10 protein-coding genes are annotated in these 14,580 nt (G+C 60.9%); 4 read left to right on the top strand and 6 right to left on the bottom strand.

From position 1 onward, the window contains the following. Positions 1-64 precede the first annotated feature (64 nt). On the top strand, positions 65-838 hold the full coding sequence (budC, locus tag IEV62_RS01850) for a meso-2,3-butanediol dehydrogenase (protein WP_188445077.1): 774 nt from the start codon (positions 65-67) through the stop codon (positions 836-838). Here the strand turns inward: budC and IEV62_RS01845 are convergent. Next, positions 828-3,113 (bottom strand): TonB-dependent receptor, encoded by a 2,286-nt coding sequence (locus IEV62_RS01845; RefSeq protein WP_188445076.1) that lies wholly within the window; start codon positions 3,111-3,113, stop codon positions 828-830. The two genes, budC and IEV62_RS01845, sit on opposite strands and share 11 nt — an antisense overlap. A 217-nt stretch (positions 3,114-3,330) precedes the next feature. On the opposite strand from IEV62_RS01845, the gene IEV62_RS01840 reads away from it, so the two are divergent. Both IEV62_RS01840 and IEV62_RS01835 read left to right on the top strand, forming a co-directional pair. Then, on the top strand, positions 3,331-4,875 hold the full coding sequence (locus IEV62_RS01840) for an AMP-binding protein (protein ID WP_188445075.1): 1,545 nt from the start codon (positions 3,331-3,333) through the stop codon (positions 4,873-4,875). A gap of 165 nt (positions 4,876-5,040) precedes the next feature. Then, positions 5,041-5,829 carry a coniferyl-alcohol dehydrogenase gene (locus tag IEV62_RS01835; RefSeq protein ID WP_188445074.1) on the top strand — a complete coding sequence of 263 codons (789 nt, stop codon included), beginning with the start codon at positions 5,041-5,043 and terminating at the stop codon, positions 5,827-5,829. Positions 5,830-6,651: 822 nt separating this feature from the next. On the opposite strand, the gene IEV62_RS01830 is transcribed toward IEV62_RS01835, so the two are convergent. The 3 genes from IEV62_RS01830 to IEV62_RS01820 all read right to left on the bottom strand — a co-directional run bounded on the left by IEV62_RS01830 (position 6,652) and on the right by IEV62_RS01820 (position 9,298). Further along, positions 6,652-6,816, bottom strand: a complete 165-nt coding sequence (locus tag IEV62_RS01830) for a hypothetical protein (protein WP_188445073.1) — start codon at positions 6,814-6,816, stop codon at positions 6,652-6,654. Continuing rightward, positions 6,813-7,910 (bottom strand): alpha/beta fold hydrolase, encoded by a 1,098-nt coding sequence (locus IEV62_RS01825; RefSeq protein WP_188445072.1) that lies wholly within the window; start codon positions 7,908-7,910, stop codon positions 6,813-6,815. The genes IEV62_RS01830 and IEV62_RS01825 overlap by 4 nt, the downstream gene beginning before the upstream one ends. 290 nt (positions 7,911-8,200) lie before the next feature. Further along, positions 8,201-9,298 carry an alpha/beta fold hydrolase gene (locus IEV62_RS01820; RefSeq protein WP_188445071.1) on the bottom strand — a complete coding sequence of 366 codons (1,098 nt, stop codon included), beginning with the start codon at positions 9,296-9,298 and terminating at the stop codon, positions 8,201-8,203. A gap of 400 nt (positions 9,299-9,698) precedes the next feature. Between IEV62_RS01820 and IEV62_RS01815 the strand changes: the two genes are divergently transcribed. Then, positions 9,699-11,084, top strand: a complete 1,386-nt coding sequence (locus IEV62_RS01815) for a M28 family peptidase (protein ID WP_229732758.1) — start codon at positions 9,699-9,701, stop codon at positions 11,082-11,084. Between the two features lie 240 nt (positions 11,085-11,324). Here IEV62_RS01815 and IEV62_RS01810 read toward each other — a convergent pair whose 3' ends face one another. Next, complete coding sequence (locus tag IEV62_RS01810; RefSeq protein ID WP_188445069.1) at positions 11,325-12,992, bottom strand: MFS transporter; 1,668 nt, start codon at positions 12,990-12,992, stop codon at positions 11,325-11,327. A gap of 66 nt (positions 12,993-13,058) precedes the next feature. Next, positions 13,059-14,447, bottom strand: coding sequence for a DcaP family trimeric outer membrane transporter (locus tag IEV62_RS01805; protein ID WP_229732757.1), 1,389 nt, complete (start codon positions 14,445-14,447; stop codon positions 13,059-13,061). Positions 14,448-14,580: the final 133 nt, after the last annotated feature.

Below are 14,580 nucleotides of genomic sequence, written 5' to 3'. Positions count from 1 at the left end.
CACAAGAGCATTGACGATAATCCCATATCTGCCCAGTTACCGCGGAAGGATGCAAGGAACCGGCATGAACAGATTCCAGGACAAGGTAGCCATCGTCACCGGCGGCTCGAACGGTATCGGTGCGGCGATTGTGGCGCGGCTCGTAGCGGAAGGGGCGAAGGTCATGATCGCCGACCTTGCGCCGCCTGCGACAATGGGTGCCGCCGTCCGCTTTGTCCGCACCGATGTGTCCATCGCTGACGATGTACACGCCACCGTCACGGCAACGCTCGACGCATGGGGCCGCCTCGACGTGCTCGTCAACAATGCCGGGATCGGCGCGCTCGCCGAAACGCCGGACATGGCAGAGGAGTTGTGGGACCGGGTGTTCGCGGTCAACATCAGGTCGGTCTATTTGTTCTGCCGCGCGGCGATTCCGGCGATGCGGGGGCAGGGCGGTGCCATCGTCAATATCGCGTCGATCTCCGGCCTCGGCGGCGATTATGGCATGGGCGCCTATAATGCATCGAAGGGCGCGGTGATCAACTACACCCGCTCGTTGGCGCTCGATTGTGCGCGCTACGGCATCCGCGTCAATGCGCTGTGCCCCGGTTTGATCGAAACCGCGATCATTGGCGCAACGCTGGCTACCGAAGAGGGGCGCGCGGCGTGGCTCACGCCAATCCCGCTGGGGAGACCGGGAACACCGCAAGAAATGGCAAGCGTCGTTGCCTTCCTGGCGTCGGACGACGCCGCCTATATGACCGGCTCGATCCTCACCGCCGACGGAGGCGTGACTGCCCATACCGGCCAGCCCAACATCCCCCTTCGGCAGAGATTACGCGACGCTAGAACTTGAAGCCCGCGCGGACGCCGTAAGTAGCGGGCTCATTGCCTTGCGAATAATCGCCGAACGCGCCGCCCGACAGAACGAAATCGTAGCGCGTGTTGGTGATGTTGTCGCCGTACAGCCCGAGCGTGTAATGGCCGCTCGGGTCAGTCCAGTTTACCTGTGCGTTCAGCAGCGCATATCCGTCCTGGCGATAACGCTGCGTATTGGCGAGCGCCGGATTGGCCAGCGGCCCGTAAAGCGACGGATTGGCGACGACGTAGGACGAGGTGTAGCTGCCGTTCGCTGACAGCGCCAGCTTCCCCTTGGCAAGATCGGTTTCATAGTTGAATCCGACATTGGCCGTGAACGAAGGTGCGCGTGCCATTTGCTGCCCGTTCCAGTTTTGCACCTGCCCGGTCGCATTGAAGCCGCTCGTCGCGTTGAAGCCAGTGCCGGTCGCGTTCGAAAAGTCGGTGTAGCGCGCGTGGATGTAAGATGCACCGGCCCGCACGCTGAGATCTCGTGTTGGCGTGTACGTCAGCTGTGCTTCGGCGCCGTAGCTCACGGCCTTTTTGGCATTGCTGATCAGCTGGACTACACTGTTGGGGATGACCGGGTTGGGAATCGAGACGCCGACCTGCAGGTCGCGGAAATCATAATAATAGATCGCGGCATCCAGGCGCCACGTCGATGAGGCTGTCTTGAAACCCAATTCGAAGGCACGCAGCTTTTCGGGTCTGATCGGGATCACAAGTCCGGGGTTGGGCAGCACCGTCGGGTTGAAAACGCCCGCGCGGAATCCTTCCGAATAAGAAGCGTAAATGTTGGTGCGCGGCGCAATTTCGTAGCGCAGCACGGCGCGTGGCGTAACCGAGTTGAATGTCGCGCTATTGCTGGCGGGCGGTGCGATCGCGGTGACGGTGCCCGGCACTTCGTAATAGCTGATCCCGCGCTTCTCGTTGCTGTAACGCAGGCCCCCGGTCAGAAACAACCGGTCAGCGACATGCCATGTGCCGTCGATGTAAAACGCATAAGACCGCGATGTCAAACGAACGAACTGGGTGCGCTGAAGCCCGGCTGGGGAGACCGATCCGGCATAGCTTTCGCCTCCATCCACGCGGAGCTTGTCGTCGTAGAAGAACGCACCAACAATGAGGTCGAGATCATCGATCGCCTTGATCGAATAATCGAGCGTCTGCTGGAATGTGTATTGGTTGATATGGTTCGAGACCGACTGGGTAATGACGGGTTTGCTGGCGTCGAAATCGAAGGTCGAATGGCTCAGACGCTTCGCGTAGCCGGTGTACGACGTCAGCGTGCCGATGCCGGTTTCGAGCACGATCTTGGCGGTAGCCTCGGTCGCGCGCGCCTTGGCATCGGCCGGAATTGTGGGTGATGCGGTATCGCGCTGCGTCGCACGTCCAGGTGGGGTGGGGATGAACGACGCGGGATGTGCATTGATCGTGTAAAGTAGCCCGCGTGAATCTTCGACAGAGCCGTGATTCAGGCCGAGCGTAACGCTGAGGTTTTCGGTTGGCGTCAGCAGCAATTTCGCGCGGAGTGAAAGGTTCTTCAGCGGGGCGGCATTGGTATCGTCGGCAGTCGACACAGGATCATTGCCGATGTCGCGGATGTAACCGTCGCCGGCGCGGTAATAGGCGGCAATGCCCAGCGCGACATTCTCGGCGAGCGGGCCGGAGACATAGCCCTGCATACGCACGTCGTTGAAGCGTCCGTAGGACAGTTGACCGTTTGCTGTGAATTGCTTCGACGGGGCAAGCGTCTCGAGGACGATCGCGCCGCCGGTCGCATTGCGTCCGTACAGCGTGCCTTGCGGCCCTTTGAGGACCTGTACGCTGGCGAGGTTTGCGAGGTCGCCGTTGATCGTGACCATGTCCGGCTGATAAAAACCGTCGACATAGACAGCCACGTTGTTTTCAAACCCAAAACCCAGCGTCAGTGTGGTGATCCCGCGGATTGCCGGTTGCGTAAAGGCGCCGGCGCGATTGATCTGCACGCTGGTAGCGATCTGGCCGAGGTCGGTCATACGCTGGACCCCGGACTTGGCCAATGTGTCACCCGATAGGGCAACAATCGCCACCGGTACGTTCTCGAGTCGTTCGGCGCGCCGCTGGGCTGTGACGATGATATCGCCGGGCTCGCCGCTATCGCTGGTCTGGGGCTCGGTTCGCGCTGGCGCGGGCGAGGTCTGGGCGTACGCGGCCCCTGCAATCAGCGCCGACACGGCAATGCCGATCTGCAGCCCAGTCAGAATGTTTTTGCCAATCTGTTCGTTTGCCATGCTTCGATCCCGATCCCTGTTTTATTGTTACGCAACGCTTTCGCGTTTTGTTCGGTTCTGACGCCCGATTTGAGGGATTTGTATTAAAGGCACACGCAATGCGCAATAGAATTTAAATGCGTGATGTGCATTGCGTTATAAGATCCGCTAGTCGCGCTTGAAATTAATGCGCGCACGGCTATGCATAATTTGGCCCGACGTTGGGTGAGGATGAATCATGGCTCCAGAATTATACCGTGCAGTGCTCGGCACCGACCTGCTTGCCCATGCCCTGAACCGCGATCTCGACCGCACCGTCCTGATGCTCGCGGACGGCACCAAATTGACGGCGGGCGCGCTGCGTGACTCGGTCAGCAGATGCCAGCAGGCTTTTGAGGCGATGTCGCCGCGCCCGGTGCGCGCCGCCGTGCTCGCTCGCAACCGGATCGAAGTCCCCGGCGTGATGACGGCGCTAGCGTTCGCCGGGATCGTCGCGACGGCGCTGCACCCGATGGGTGCAATTGAGGACTATCTCTATGTCCTCGACGATGCATCGATCGACCTGCTCATCTACGACGGCGACCATTATGAGGCCGTCGCCACCGAGCTGAAACAACGGGCGCCCGGTCTGCGTCATGTTGTTGCGCTGGGCGGGGAGGGCGCAGGGTCGCTCGACCAGATTGCAGCGGCCTATCATCCGCGCGCGCTTGTCGCCCCGACCGCCGATCCAGAGGATCTGGCGCGCATCGCCTATTCGGGGGGCACGACGGGCAAGCCAAAGGGAATCATGATTACGCATCGCGGCATCGTGACCTCCGCGCTGATCCAGCTGACCGAATGGGAATGGCCCGTCGAAATCCGCCACCTGATCTGTGCGCCGCTTAGCCATGCGGGTGCCGCCGTGCTCACCGCGATCCTGATGAAGGGCGGGTCGATGGTGGTCCTGCCCGGTTTCGACCCCGTTCGTGTCATGGAGGCGATCGAACAGCACCGGATCACATCGGTGCTGATGGTCCCGACAATGGTGCTGGCGTTGATCGATCATCCGCGCTTCGGCGAATTCGACCTGTCGAGCCTCGAAATCATCTTTTACGGTGCGTCGGCCTTTCCGGCCGCCCGGTTAAAGGATGCCATCGGCAAACTCGGGCGGATCTTCTTCCAATTCTATGGCCAGGCCGAAGCGCCGATGTCAGTCACGTTGCTGCGCCGCGCGGAACATCTGGTCGATGACCCGTTGCGCCTCGCATCGTGCGGGCGACCGACGCCTTGGGTGCGTGTCGCGCTTATGGATGACGCGATGCACGAAGTCGCGGACGGTGAACCCGGCGAAATCTGTGTTCGGGGACCGCTGTTGATGAAAGGCTATCTCAATAAACCGGAGGAAACCGAGGCGGCGTTCGCGGATGGCTGGTTGCACACGGGCGATGTTGCGATCCGTAACGATGACGGCTTCCTGCGCATCGTCGATCGCAAGAAGGACATGATCGTCACGGGGGGGTTCAACGTGTTCGCGCGCGAGGTCGAAGATGTCCTCGTCACCCACCCCGCCGTGCGTCAGGCCGCAGTGATTGGCATTCCCGATCCAAAGTGGGGTGAAACAGTGAAGGCCGTGGTGGTGATTGACCCCGAACAATGCGTCACGTCCGACGAGTTGATTGCGCTCGTCCGCGACCGCAAGGGCTCGGTGCAGGCACCGAAAAGCGTCGATTTTGTCGATTACATCCCGCTGTCTCCCCTGGGTAAGCCCGACAAGAAGGCGCTTCGGGCGCGTTATCTCGAATGATGCTTATGACGGCTTAGCGAATGGGTTGTTCGTGACCGGCCCTGGCGTCGTGACGACGGCAACGAACGCGGTCGTGATGCAGGGCAAGGCAAGCGCCTTTGGGAATTGTGCCAGGCTGTCCAAGGTCGGGCCGGTGCCGCAAACGCGTGCCAGACGGAGAAGAGTATGAACATCGGTGCCCACTATCTGGGAAAACGGGTCGTAGTCACGGGCTGCTCGTCGGGAATCGGTCAGGCTACGGCACGGCTCTTGGTGGAGGCTGGTGCCGACGTGCACGGTCTCGATATCAAACCCGCCGAACTTGATCTGGCGTCCTTTCGTTATCTTGACTTGCGCGACCTTCGATCGATCGATTCTGCGGCCTTGTCGATCAGCGGACCCATCGATGCCTTATTCAACTGCGCTGGAATTCCCCCCGGGCCTTCGCCAATCGATGTCATGAAGGTCAACTTCGTCGGGACGCGGTATCTGACCGAGCTGTTAGTGCCCAAGATGGCACCGGGTTCGGCCGTTGCAAATGTTGCGTCGAATGGCGGCGCAGGCTGGCCACAACGTCTCGCGTTGCTGAAGGAATTGACCGCGACCGAGTCATTTGAGGCGGCTGCGGCTTGGTATGAGCAGAATGCTCCTGCGCTACCATCGGCCTACAGCGTTTCGAAAGAGGCCGTGATCGTTTGGACCATGCGCGCGTCTGGCGATTGGATAAAGCGTGGGATCAGGGTGAACTGCACCAGTCCCGGTGCGGTGCAGACACCGATGCTCGACGAGATCCAGAAAGTGACGCCGGCCGCGCTGATCGACGTTGTCGCACAGCCGATCGGACGCCGTTCGTCAGCCGAAGAGCAGGCCTGGCCGCTCTTGTTCCTCAACTGCCCGCTTGCATCCTATATCAATGGGGCAACGCTACCCGTCGATGGCGGGTTCATCGCTTCGGGGATCGTGGCGGCGCGTTAGCGATCCTCGGTCCGGCGGACATGTGTGGACCTCGGGTAATCGCGGTGGACGTGTCGATGTATCGATAGTGCCGCGATCCGGGCGCTGTGCCCGGTGGTGAGCACCATTGGAGGATCCGATGCCGCACTAAGTAGGTTTGGATGTTTCACAGAAGACAACCGCGATCTGCGTGATCGATGCCGAAGGGCGGCGGGTCTGGAGGGGAGACTGCCCGACTGATCCCGGTCAGATCTCGCAGCTGATGTTCAAGCACGCCGTCGCTGACGCAAAGTTGGGTGTCGAGAATCGGTGCGATGACGCCGTGGCTGAAGCGCTTACATCGACCTAAACTGCGGAATTATCGCGCATCTCAGATGCGCGACAATTCCGAGATTTCGACGTGTTGTGACGATATCTTTACGGTGCCCAACTACCCTCAGCAAGATTGTGACGGTATTTTTTGCCGTTCTAGGGGTAGCGCGCGAGAAGCGCAGGGGGGAACGATTCTGCGCGTTTGAAGACCTTCGACTACATTCGTTAGGCAGCATTCGCGCCTGACGGCGGTTCTGACGGTTGCGCTACTGTTGATGGCGTCGCGTTTCGAAGTACTGTCAGGCTCTCCAAAGCAAGTGGCGGTCGTTTCCGCAGAGAAGGGTAAATGCTAACGGATACTGTACTTTAATCTTTGAACCAAAAGATAAGGTGTGCCCGATCACAGACCGGGACACGATGTATGTGCCGGTCACCACCAACGGAACGGTGTCGTTCAAGCTCGACTACAGGGTAAATGGTCGGCGCGAGCGGCTGACGCGGACGCTCGGAAAATACGGGCCGAGCGGGGTGTTACGGCGCGAGCGTGGGGCCGGGGATCGATCCTGGCAGCGCCGCCGGACCATCGACTGCGGCATAGACGCCCGGCGCGACCGACGACAGCGTGAATGGATCGGCCGCCGGCCGCACCCGCAATCCGACCAAGTTGACCGCCGCAATGTAACGTCGCTGCATCACCGTGCTGCGTCCGTGGCGTGGATGAACGCTGAGATATGCTCGTTCAGGAATTTCGCATCGGCGGGATTGCTGGCGGCACCCGCGGTATGGCCCCAAAGCGACGGGATCGGCAGCAGCGTCACGTGCGGGATGAACCTCGCTTCATACCGCGCATCATCGACCGGGAAATACAGGTCTGTCTCGGACGGCATGTAGAGTACCGGCACTTTAATCGACGCGAGCGCCTTCTTCACGTCCCCGCCAAATCCCGGCGTCGTGCCGATATCGTGTGCTTCCCATGTGTGCATTTGCAGGATCAGGTCGTTGGCATCGGCGCCCGGAATGAAATCCTTATACAGGCCATCGAACACGGTACGGAATGTCGTGCCGGGAGGCGAACCAGCGCGCCACAATTCTTCGCGCCACCACCCTTGCGAAAACAGCCATCCGGCCCAGATCGCGCCGAAGGTTTGTAGGCCTTTCTTCGGCTGCACCTTGTAATCGCCGTCGGCAAAGATCGGATCGCTCTCGATCGCGATGACCTGGCTTTCCAACCGGACGATGCCATGCGGCCAGGTTTTTGCCGTCGCCGACGTGACGACGATGCGGTCCATGAAGTCGGGATAGGTCACGGCCCATTGGAATGCCTGCTCCCCGCCCATCGAAAAGCCGATCACCGCGCGTAAATGGCGCACGCCGAGCGCGTCGCCGAGCAACCGGTGGACCGCTGCGACATTATCGCGGATGCTGGTGACCGGGAAACGCGGGCCGTCGAACGGCGCTGGCGTATTGCTTGGGGAGGACGATTTGCCGTTGCCGAACAATTCGGTGGCGACGAGGAAATTTTTCTTGGGATCGAGCGCCTTGCCGGGACCGATCAACCATTCATAGCCATGCGAATCGGCCATGTAATGCGACGGCAGTAGCACGGCATTGTCGCGCGCGGCGTTGAGCGTGCCGTACGTCGCGTACATGACCTTTGCTTCGGGCAGAACCGCGCCGTTTTCGAGCTGGAACTGTTTGATGACGAAGGCATGCCGGTCACCGTCTGCCGCCAGTGCCGGCCCAACGGTCGCGAGCATCAGGGCGAGGAAACACACCAGGGATCGCAACATTGGGTTTTGCCTCAACAGGGTTCGGTCGCGCGACCTTACCGTTTTTGGAAGCGGGCACGACGTAAAATGTAACGGCGATTTCGGTGCTCGGGGTGATGATGCTGACGCATTCGGTGCTGTCGCCGGGCGCGGCGTCGCGCTGTCGTAAGACCAGATTTTCAACGCTGGGGTGGTGAATTGGTCGGCCAACAGGCCGACGCCGGATATGTTGGCCGTCCAGCTGAAGCCAGACCGGGTAAAGTTGCCGATCGCGACCTTGATCGTGGCGTGCAGCATTTCGGCCTTCCAGATCACTGCGTTCGTTGAAGCAGATCGGCAAGATCCCGTTTCCAAAAGCGGGCGGCGGTGTGGGTGCCATGGCCACGCGTTTCGGCGCTCTCGGGGATCAGCCTGAACCGTGCGTCCTTCATGCGGGCGACGGCGCGCGTGGGCAGATCGAGGTTGCGCGGGTTGATGAAATCATCGGCCGAATTGACCCATGTCGTCGGCGCGGTGATCGCTTCCAATTGCGACCACGGCGCATAGGTGCGCGACGCATCGATTTGGTAGATGAGATCGTTAGCGTCGGTTCCGGCGATGGACGCCGCGACCCGCTCGCGCGCGAATGCTTCGGCCGTCGCGCGCCGCGGATACTGTGCCTGGAAATAAAGCGGTGCCGCGCCCGCCACGAATAACAGGCTGGCGGCGGTGCGCAGGCCCTGCGTGGGCGGGGTACGATACTCGCCACCCGCCCAAGCGGGATCGGCCTCGATCCCGTCGATCGTCAGTTGCCGCCACATGCGGTTGAGGCCGGCAATCTCGACCGGCTCGCAGGCGAGCGGCATCAGGGCGCGGACGAAGTCGGGATGCGTTTCGCCCCAGACCAGGCTGTGCATGCACCCCATCGAGGTGCCCATGATGAGCCGCATGCGCCGGATGCCAAGCCCGTCACGCAGCAGCTGATACTGCGCCTCGACCATGTCGTCATAGTCGTAATGCGGGAAGCGCATGTGCCGGCCGTCTGACGGCTTGGATGATTTGCCATGCCCGATACCGTCGGGGAGAATGATCCAATAGCGTGTTATGTCGAGCGGTTGGCCGGGGCCGTATAGTTCGTCAGCAAACTGCGGGCTAAGGAATTGGCGACCCGTGCCGCCAGTGCCGTGGAGCACCATGACGGCATTGTCGATCTCGCCCTGCGCGTTGCGGTGCGGTTTGCCGAGCGTCGTGTAGTTGATCCGCAACGCTTCCATCGTCTCGCCGGAGCGAAAGCGGAAATTGTGGATGGTGAACTGCGCGTCGCGGGCCGGCCATGCCGCCGCGGGCGGGGTCGGCGTCGGCGCAACGGTCAACGGTGGCGTTGGAACGGCGGTGGCCTGGGCGAGCAGCAAAAGCAGAGATGACAGCATAACCGCATCGTCGCGCGCGATCGAGGAGAGCGCAAGCTACGTTCCGGCGTTCGACCTCGGAAAGCGGTCTCGAACCCTCAGAGTTCATCCGACAAAAACCGGGGGGACGTCGTCCATGCGACCGGCAGCAGCGCAATGCGAGCATCCCCCCGACCGACCGCACCGTTCGTTATTTGTCCACTTGAACGATTTACCCCATCAACCCAAAACGGGCATCGTTGGTAGCGATGCCGCAATAGTTTCAAGCCATTCGCAGGGGCCAAGCATGCGCAAAAATTTGAGAAAAGTCTTCGCGATCCCTGCATTTGCAGCAACGATTGCCTCCGCGTCTGTCCCGCCCGCGTCAGACCCCGATACCCAGGCCTGGTGGACAATCACCACGGCTCTTTCTGACGACACGATGGAAGGGCGCGACACTGGCTCAGCCGGTTATGACCGCGCCGCAAAGGTCGTGGCTGCAAAGTTCAAGGCGGCTGGTCTTACCCCGCTCGGCGAGAAAGGCGGCTGGTTCCAGAGCGTCTCGATGAACGAGACCAAGGTCGCGCGCGCTGAGGTCAGCATCGGCGGCCGACCGCTCAAATTTCTCTACGATTTCACCGTCAGCCCCGCGCCCGCAATGCCGCAGCGGGTCGAAGCGCTGCTCGCGTACCGCGGCTATTGCGACGCGGCTGCGCTTGGCAATGTGACGGGCAAGCTCGTCCTCTGTCATGGTGCCACCCGCGCTGGTCTGCCAACCGCCGCACAGCGCGATAGCGCGGTGAAAGCGGCGGGCGGAATCGGCATCATTACCATCGCTGATCCCGGATTTACCGTCGAGCCGCCGCGTTGGCCCTTCGCCTATGCGCGCGACGTGTCGCTCGCAAGCGCAACGCGCAATACCGATTCATTCCTGCGCCTGCGGCTCAATGCCGATGCGCTGGCGACGGTAATCGGTGGCGGTCATGACGCCGCCAAGCTGATCGTCAAAGGCAGCAACGGTCAGCCCTTGCCTGACTTCGACCCTGCGGACGCCTTCCGTGCCGGCTTCACGATCACGACGCGTGCGCTCACCTCACCCAATGTTATCGGTTTTCTGCCCGGCACCGATCCTGCGCTTGCCGACCAAGCGATTGTCCTGTCTGCCCATCTCGACGGCTATGGCTATGGCACGCCGGTGAACGGCGACCGACTGTATAACGGCACGCTCGACGATGCCGCCTATGTCGCGTTATTGATCCGCCTTGCCGAGCGCCGCCATGGCAAGGGGTTTCGCCGACCAGTGATCTTTGCAGCATGGACGGGCGAGGAAAAGGGGCTGCTCGGATCCATCGCTTTCCTGCGGGCACCGACTTTTCCCAGGTCGCGGATCGCGGCGAACATCAATCTCGATCAGTTGCGCCCGATCTTCCCGCTCGATCTACTGACCATCCACGCACTCGATGATACGAGTCTGGGTGACGATGCCCGCGCGGTCGCGGCGGTCATGGGCATCGCCGTCCAGCACGATCCCGAGCCCGAGCGGAATCTGCTTCGCCGGTCTGACCAGTGGAACTTCATCGCAGCAGGCATCCCTGCCACCGCCTTCGTGTTCGGATACCGTCCGGGGAGCGAGAGTGAGCGGATTTACCGGCAATGGTACAAGTCCGGTTATCACAAGCCGCAGGACGATCTCGATCAACGGATGGACTGGAAAGCAGCCGCCGATTTCAACCGCTTCTTCTATACGCTGGTGGGGCGCGTGGCGGACAAGGATGCGCCGCCTTCATGGAAGCCAGGAAGTGCGCTCAATCCGTCGAACCGGCCATAGGTCGTCCCCTTGGGAGATTGGAACGGAGCAGTGGTGGTCGGGAACAAGTGGAGCGATGGTAGCCAAGGTAAAACGCAAACTGAACGAGCGGTCGTTTTCGGGAAGCGAACATGGGGCGCTGCATGTTGGGACTGACTCGAGGCGAATGGGAAATTACAGCGAGGCTGCCGAAATTCGCGCGGTCCCGAACCGAAGCGACGGCCCATAAAGGCCGCCGCTGTCGGTTTCGTTTCAAAGGCGTCAGTCGTCGATCTTGCGACGAAACGTTTCGGGCAGAAAGAACAGCCCGAACACGACAGTCAATGCCGCGACCACGACGGGATACCACAGTCCAAAGTAGATATTCCCCGTTGCCGCGACCATCGCAAACGCTGTTGTTGGCAAGAAGCCACCGAACCACCCATTGCCGATGTGATAGGGCAGCGACATCGAGGTATAGCGAATGCGCGTGGGGAAAAGCTCGACCAGCAGCGCCGCGATCGGACCGTAGACCATCGTTACGTAGAGGACGAGCACGAACAGGATGAGCACGACCATTGGCTTGTTGATCGTCGCCGGCTTCGCTTTTTCGGGATAGCCAGCCGACGTAAGCGCCGCTTTGGCGCGGTCCTGGAAGGCCTTGATCGCATCTTTGCGCGCAGGACCAGTAACCATGGTCGGGTCAAGCGTTGCAACGGTCGTGGCGCCGACCCGAATTTCGGCGATCGTGCCGGCCGGGGCGGCGACGTTGGTATAGGATACGCCAGCTTTGGCCAGGAACGACTTGGCGATATCGCACGAATGGCTGTCGAACTTGTTCTTGCCGATCGGATCGAACTGAACCGAGCATTCGTCCTGCGCCGCCGTGACCGTCACCGGCGCGCTGCGCTGGGCGGCGTAGAGTTCCGGATTGCCATATTTCGACAGGCCATCGAACAGCGGAAAGTAGGTCAACGCCGCAAGCAGGCAACCGGTGAGAATGATCGGCTTGCGACCGATCTTGTCCGACAGCCAGCCAAAAGCGACGAATGCCGGAGTCGCCAGAAGCAAAGCGATCGCGATCAAGATATTGGTCGTAGCACCATCGACCTTGAGCGTTTTCTCGAGGAAAAACAGCGCATAGAACTGGCCAGTGTACCACACCACCGCCTGGCCCGCGACCGCCCCGATCAGCGCGATGATGACAATCCGAAGATTACCCCATTGCGCGAACGCTTCGGTCAACGGCGCTTTCGATGTTTTGCCTTCGTCCTTCATCTTCTGAAAAACCGGGCTTTCAGCAAGCTGCATTCGAATCCACATCGACACGCCAAGCAGGACGATCGAGACGAGAAAAGGAATGCGCCAGCCCCATTCGGCGAACGCAGCTTCGCCGATCCATGTGCGGACTCCGATCACGACCAGCAACGCGGCAAACAGGCCGACGGTCGCCGTGGTCTGAATGAAGCTGGTGTAGAGTCCGCGTTTGCCTTCGGGCGCGTGCTCGGCGACATAGGTCGCGGCCCCACCATATTCGCCGCCTAGCGCCAGCCCCTGCAGCAAACGTAGCGCAACCAGCGCAATCGGCGCGACGACGCCGGCGGCCGCGTAGCTTGGCAACACACCCACGAGAAATGTCGACAAACCCATGATGCCCATCGTTACAAGAAAGGTGTTTTTGCGCCCGACGAGATCACCGATCCGCCCGAAGAACAGCGCCCCGAACGGACGCACCGCAAACCCTGCGGCGAAGGCGGCCAACGCGAAGATAAAACCTGTGGTTTCGTTCACGCCGGAAAAAAACTGTGCGGTGATGATCGTCGCCAGCAAACCGTACAGATAAAAGTCGTACCATTCGAAAACAGTACCGAGTGAGGACGCAAAGATGATCAGCTTCTCACTCTGTTTCTTGGCTGGTATGCCTAAAGTCTCGATTGGTAGGCTTGCCATGTGCGGATACTCCCTGTCGCCGATTGATGTTTCGTTCCTTGCGAAAACGAAATCGAGGTATGGATTTCAGAAGCTGTACTTCGCCGCGAATTCGCCGCGATCGAGCAAACCCTTCGCGCCGGTGACCAACGTGCGTTCGCCGTGCCGCAGTTCGAAGCCGAGGTCGAAATTTTTGACCGGGGAATAAAACAGATTGGCCGATGCGCTCCACGCGGATGCGTTCGCGCCAATCGGTACGAAGCCGCTGGCATAATCCACCTTCTGGAAGCTTCCGACGAACGTCGAGCGTAACGACGCCGTCCAGCCAAGCCGCAGCGCGGCGAACCCGGCGACCGCGCGGACGTTCCCCAGTTTGCTGTTCGGTAGCCCGGCATAGACGGTGTCCGGTGCAAAGTTGAGGCCGATATAGCGGCCAATACCGTCGCCGCCGGAAATCATGAAGCGCAGGTCGTGGCGTTTGTCGGGGCCAAAGGGCAGTTTGCCGGCGAAGGACGCACCGAAGCCGGCTGAGCTGGCGCGATTAACGCCGTTGTCGACGGTCAGTTTTCGTCCGATCGCGGCTAGCGAAAGCTCCACAACCGGCGAGGCGTAGGTCAGCCGCGCGGTGACATCGGGCAAATTGTCGTTGCCATTGTCGATCAGCGCCGGAGCAAGAAGCGTAGCACTCGCGGTCTTTGGGTTCTCGACCGATACCGAAATCACCAGCTTTTTCGATACCGCGCGGGTGTAGCGAATTTGCGGCTGGCGCGCGAATACGGTGCCCTCGGTAGGCCCGACATAGTCGGTCGATTCGGGCAGCGCGGCCACATATTGGAAATTGGTCCAATCCTGCCCGAACAGGAAATTGTCATAGGTGATGAAGCCGCGACGCAAAGCGGGATTGTAGCCGTTCGTGGTGCGTTCGCTGCCTTGCGCGCCGGGCGAAGTCTGGAAGTCGAGTTCGAGATAGCCCTTGAGCAGATGGCTGCCGATCGGGGTCGCCGTGCTGAGCGAAATCCGCGTCTGCTTCGCGCTTGCCTCGAACGTCTGGCCACGCCGCAACCCACCGATCGGGATCGTGCCGGGGAGATAAAAGTCGCGGCCTAGCGAGGTGGTCGGGACCGCTCCATCGCTATACCGACTGCCGATCGCGGTCAGCTTGAAATATCCGTTGATCTTGACCGTCGTCGCCCCGACACGAAAACCGTCGGTCGCAGGAAGCGTGGGTATAGCGGGGGATATTCTGGCCGGATCAGCAGCATGTGGCATTGCGACCGCAGCGATGCTTGTCGGGATTGCCGCTACCTGCTGGCGATGTGCTGCGGCGAGTTCGGCGCGCATATCGAAGATGGCTGCCTCGAGCACGTTCAGTCGCGCCTCGAGTTTGGCCTCCCGCGCGGCATCGGCATAAGCCGGGCTGGCGGCCAGCGTGGTCGCACCGAGCAACATCCCGCGCATCCATCGGTTGATGGTCATCTTCATCCCCTCCGATCCGCCACATTCATGCAAACGTTGTGCGGATGAGTGCTGCATCTCGGCCTCAAGTGCCGGTCACGCCAGTCAGACCATGGTCGGGTGATGGACCCGACCATGGTCCGGTTGGCCGCCC

Origin of the sequence: Sphingomonas psychrolutea, assembly GCF_014636175.1 — a bacterium.
GTDB classification, from domain to species: domain Bacteria; phylum Pseudomonadota; class Alphaproteobacteria; order Sphingomonadales; family Sphingomonadaceae; genus Sphingomonas; species Sphingomonas psychrolutea.
Note: the sequence above shows the minus strand (reverse complement) of the source record. Positions and strands in the feature narration are given on the sequence as shown.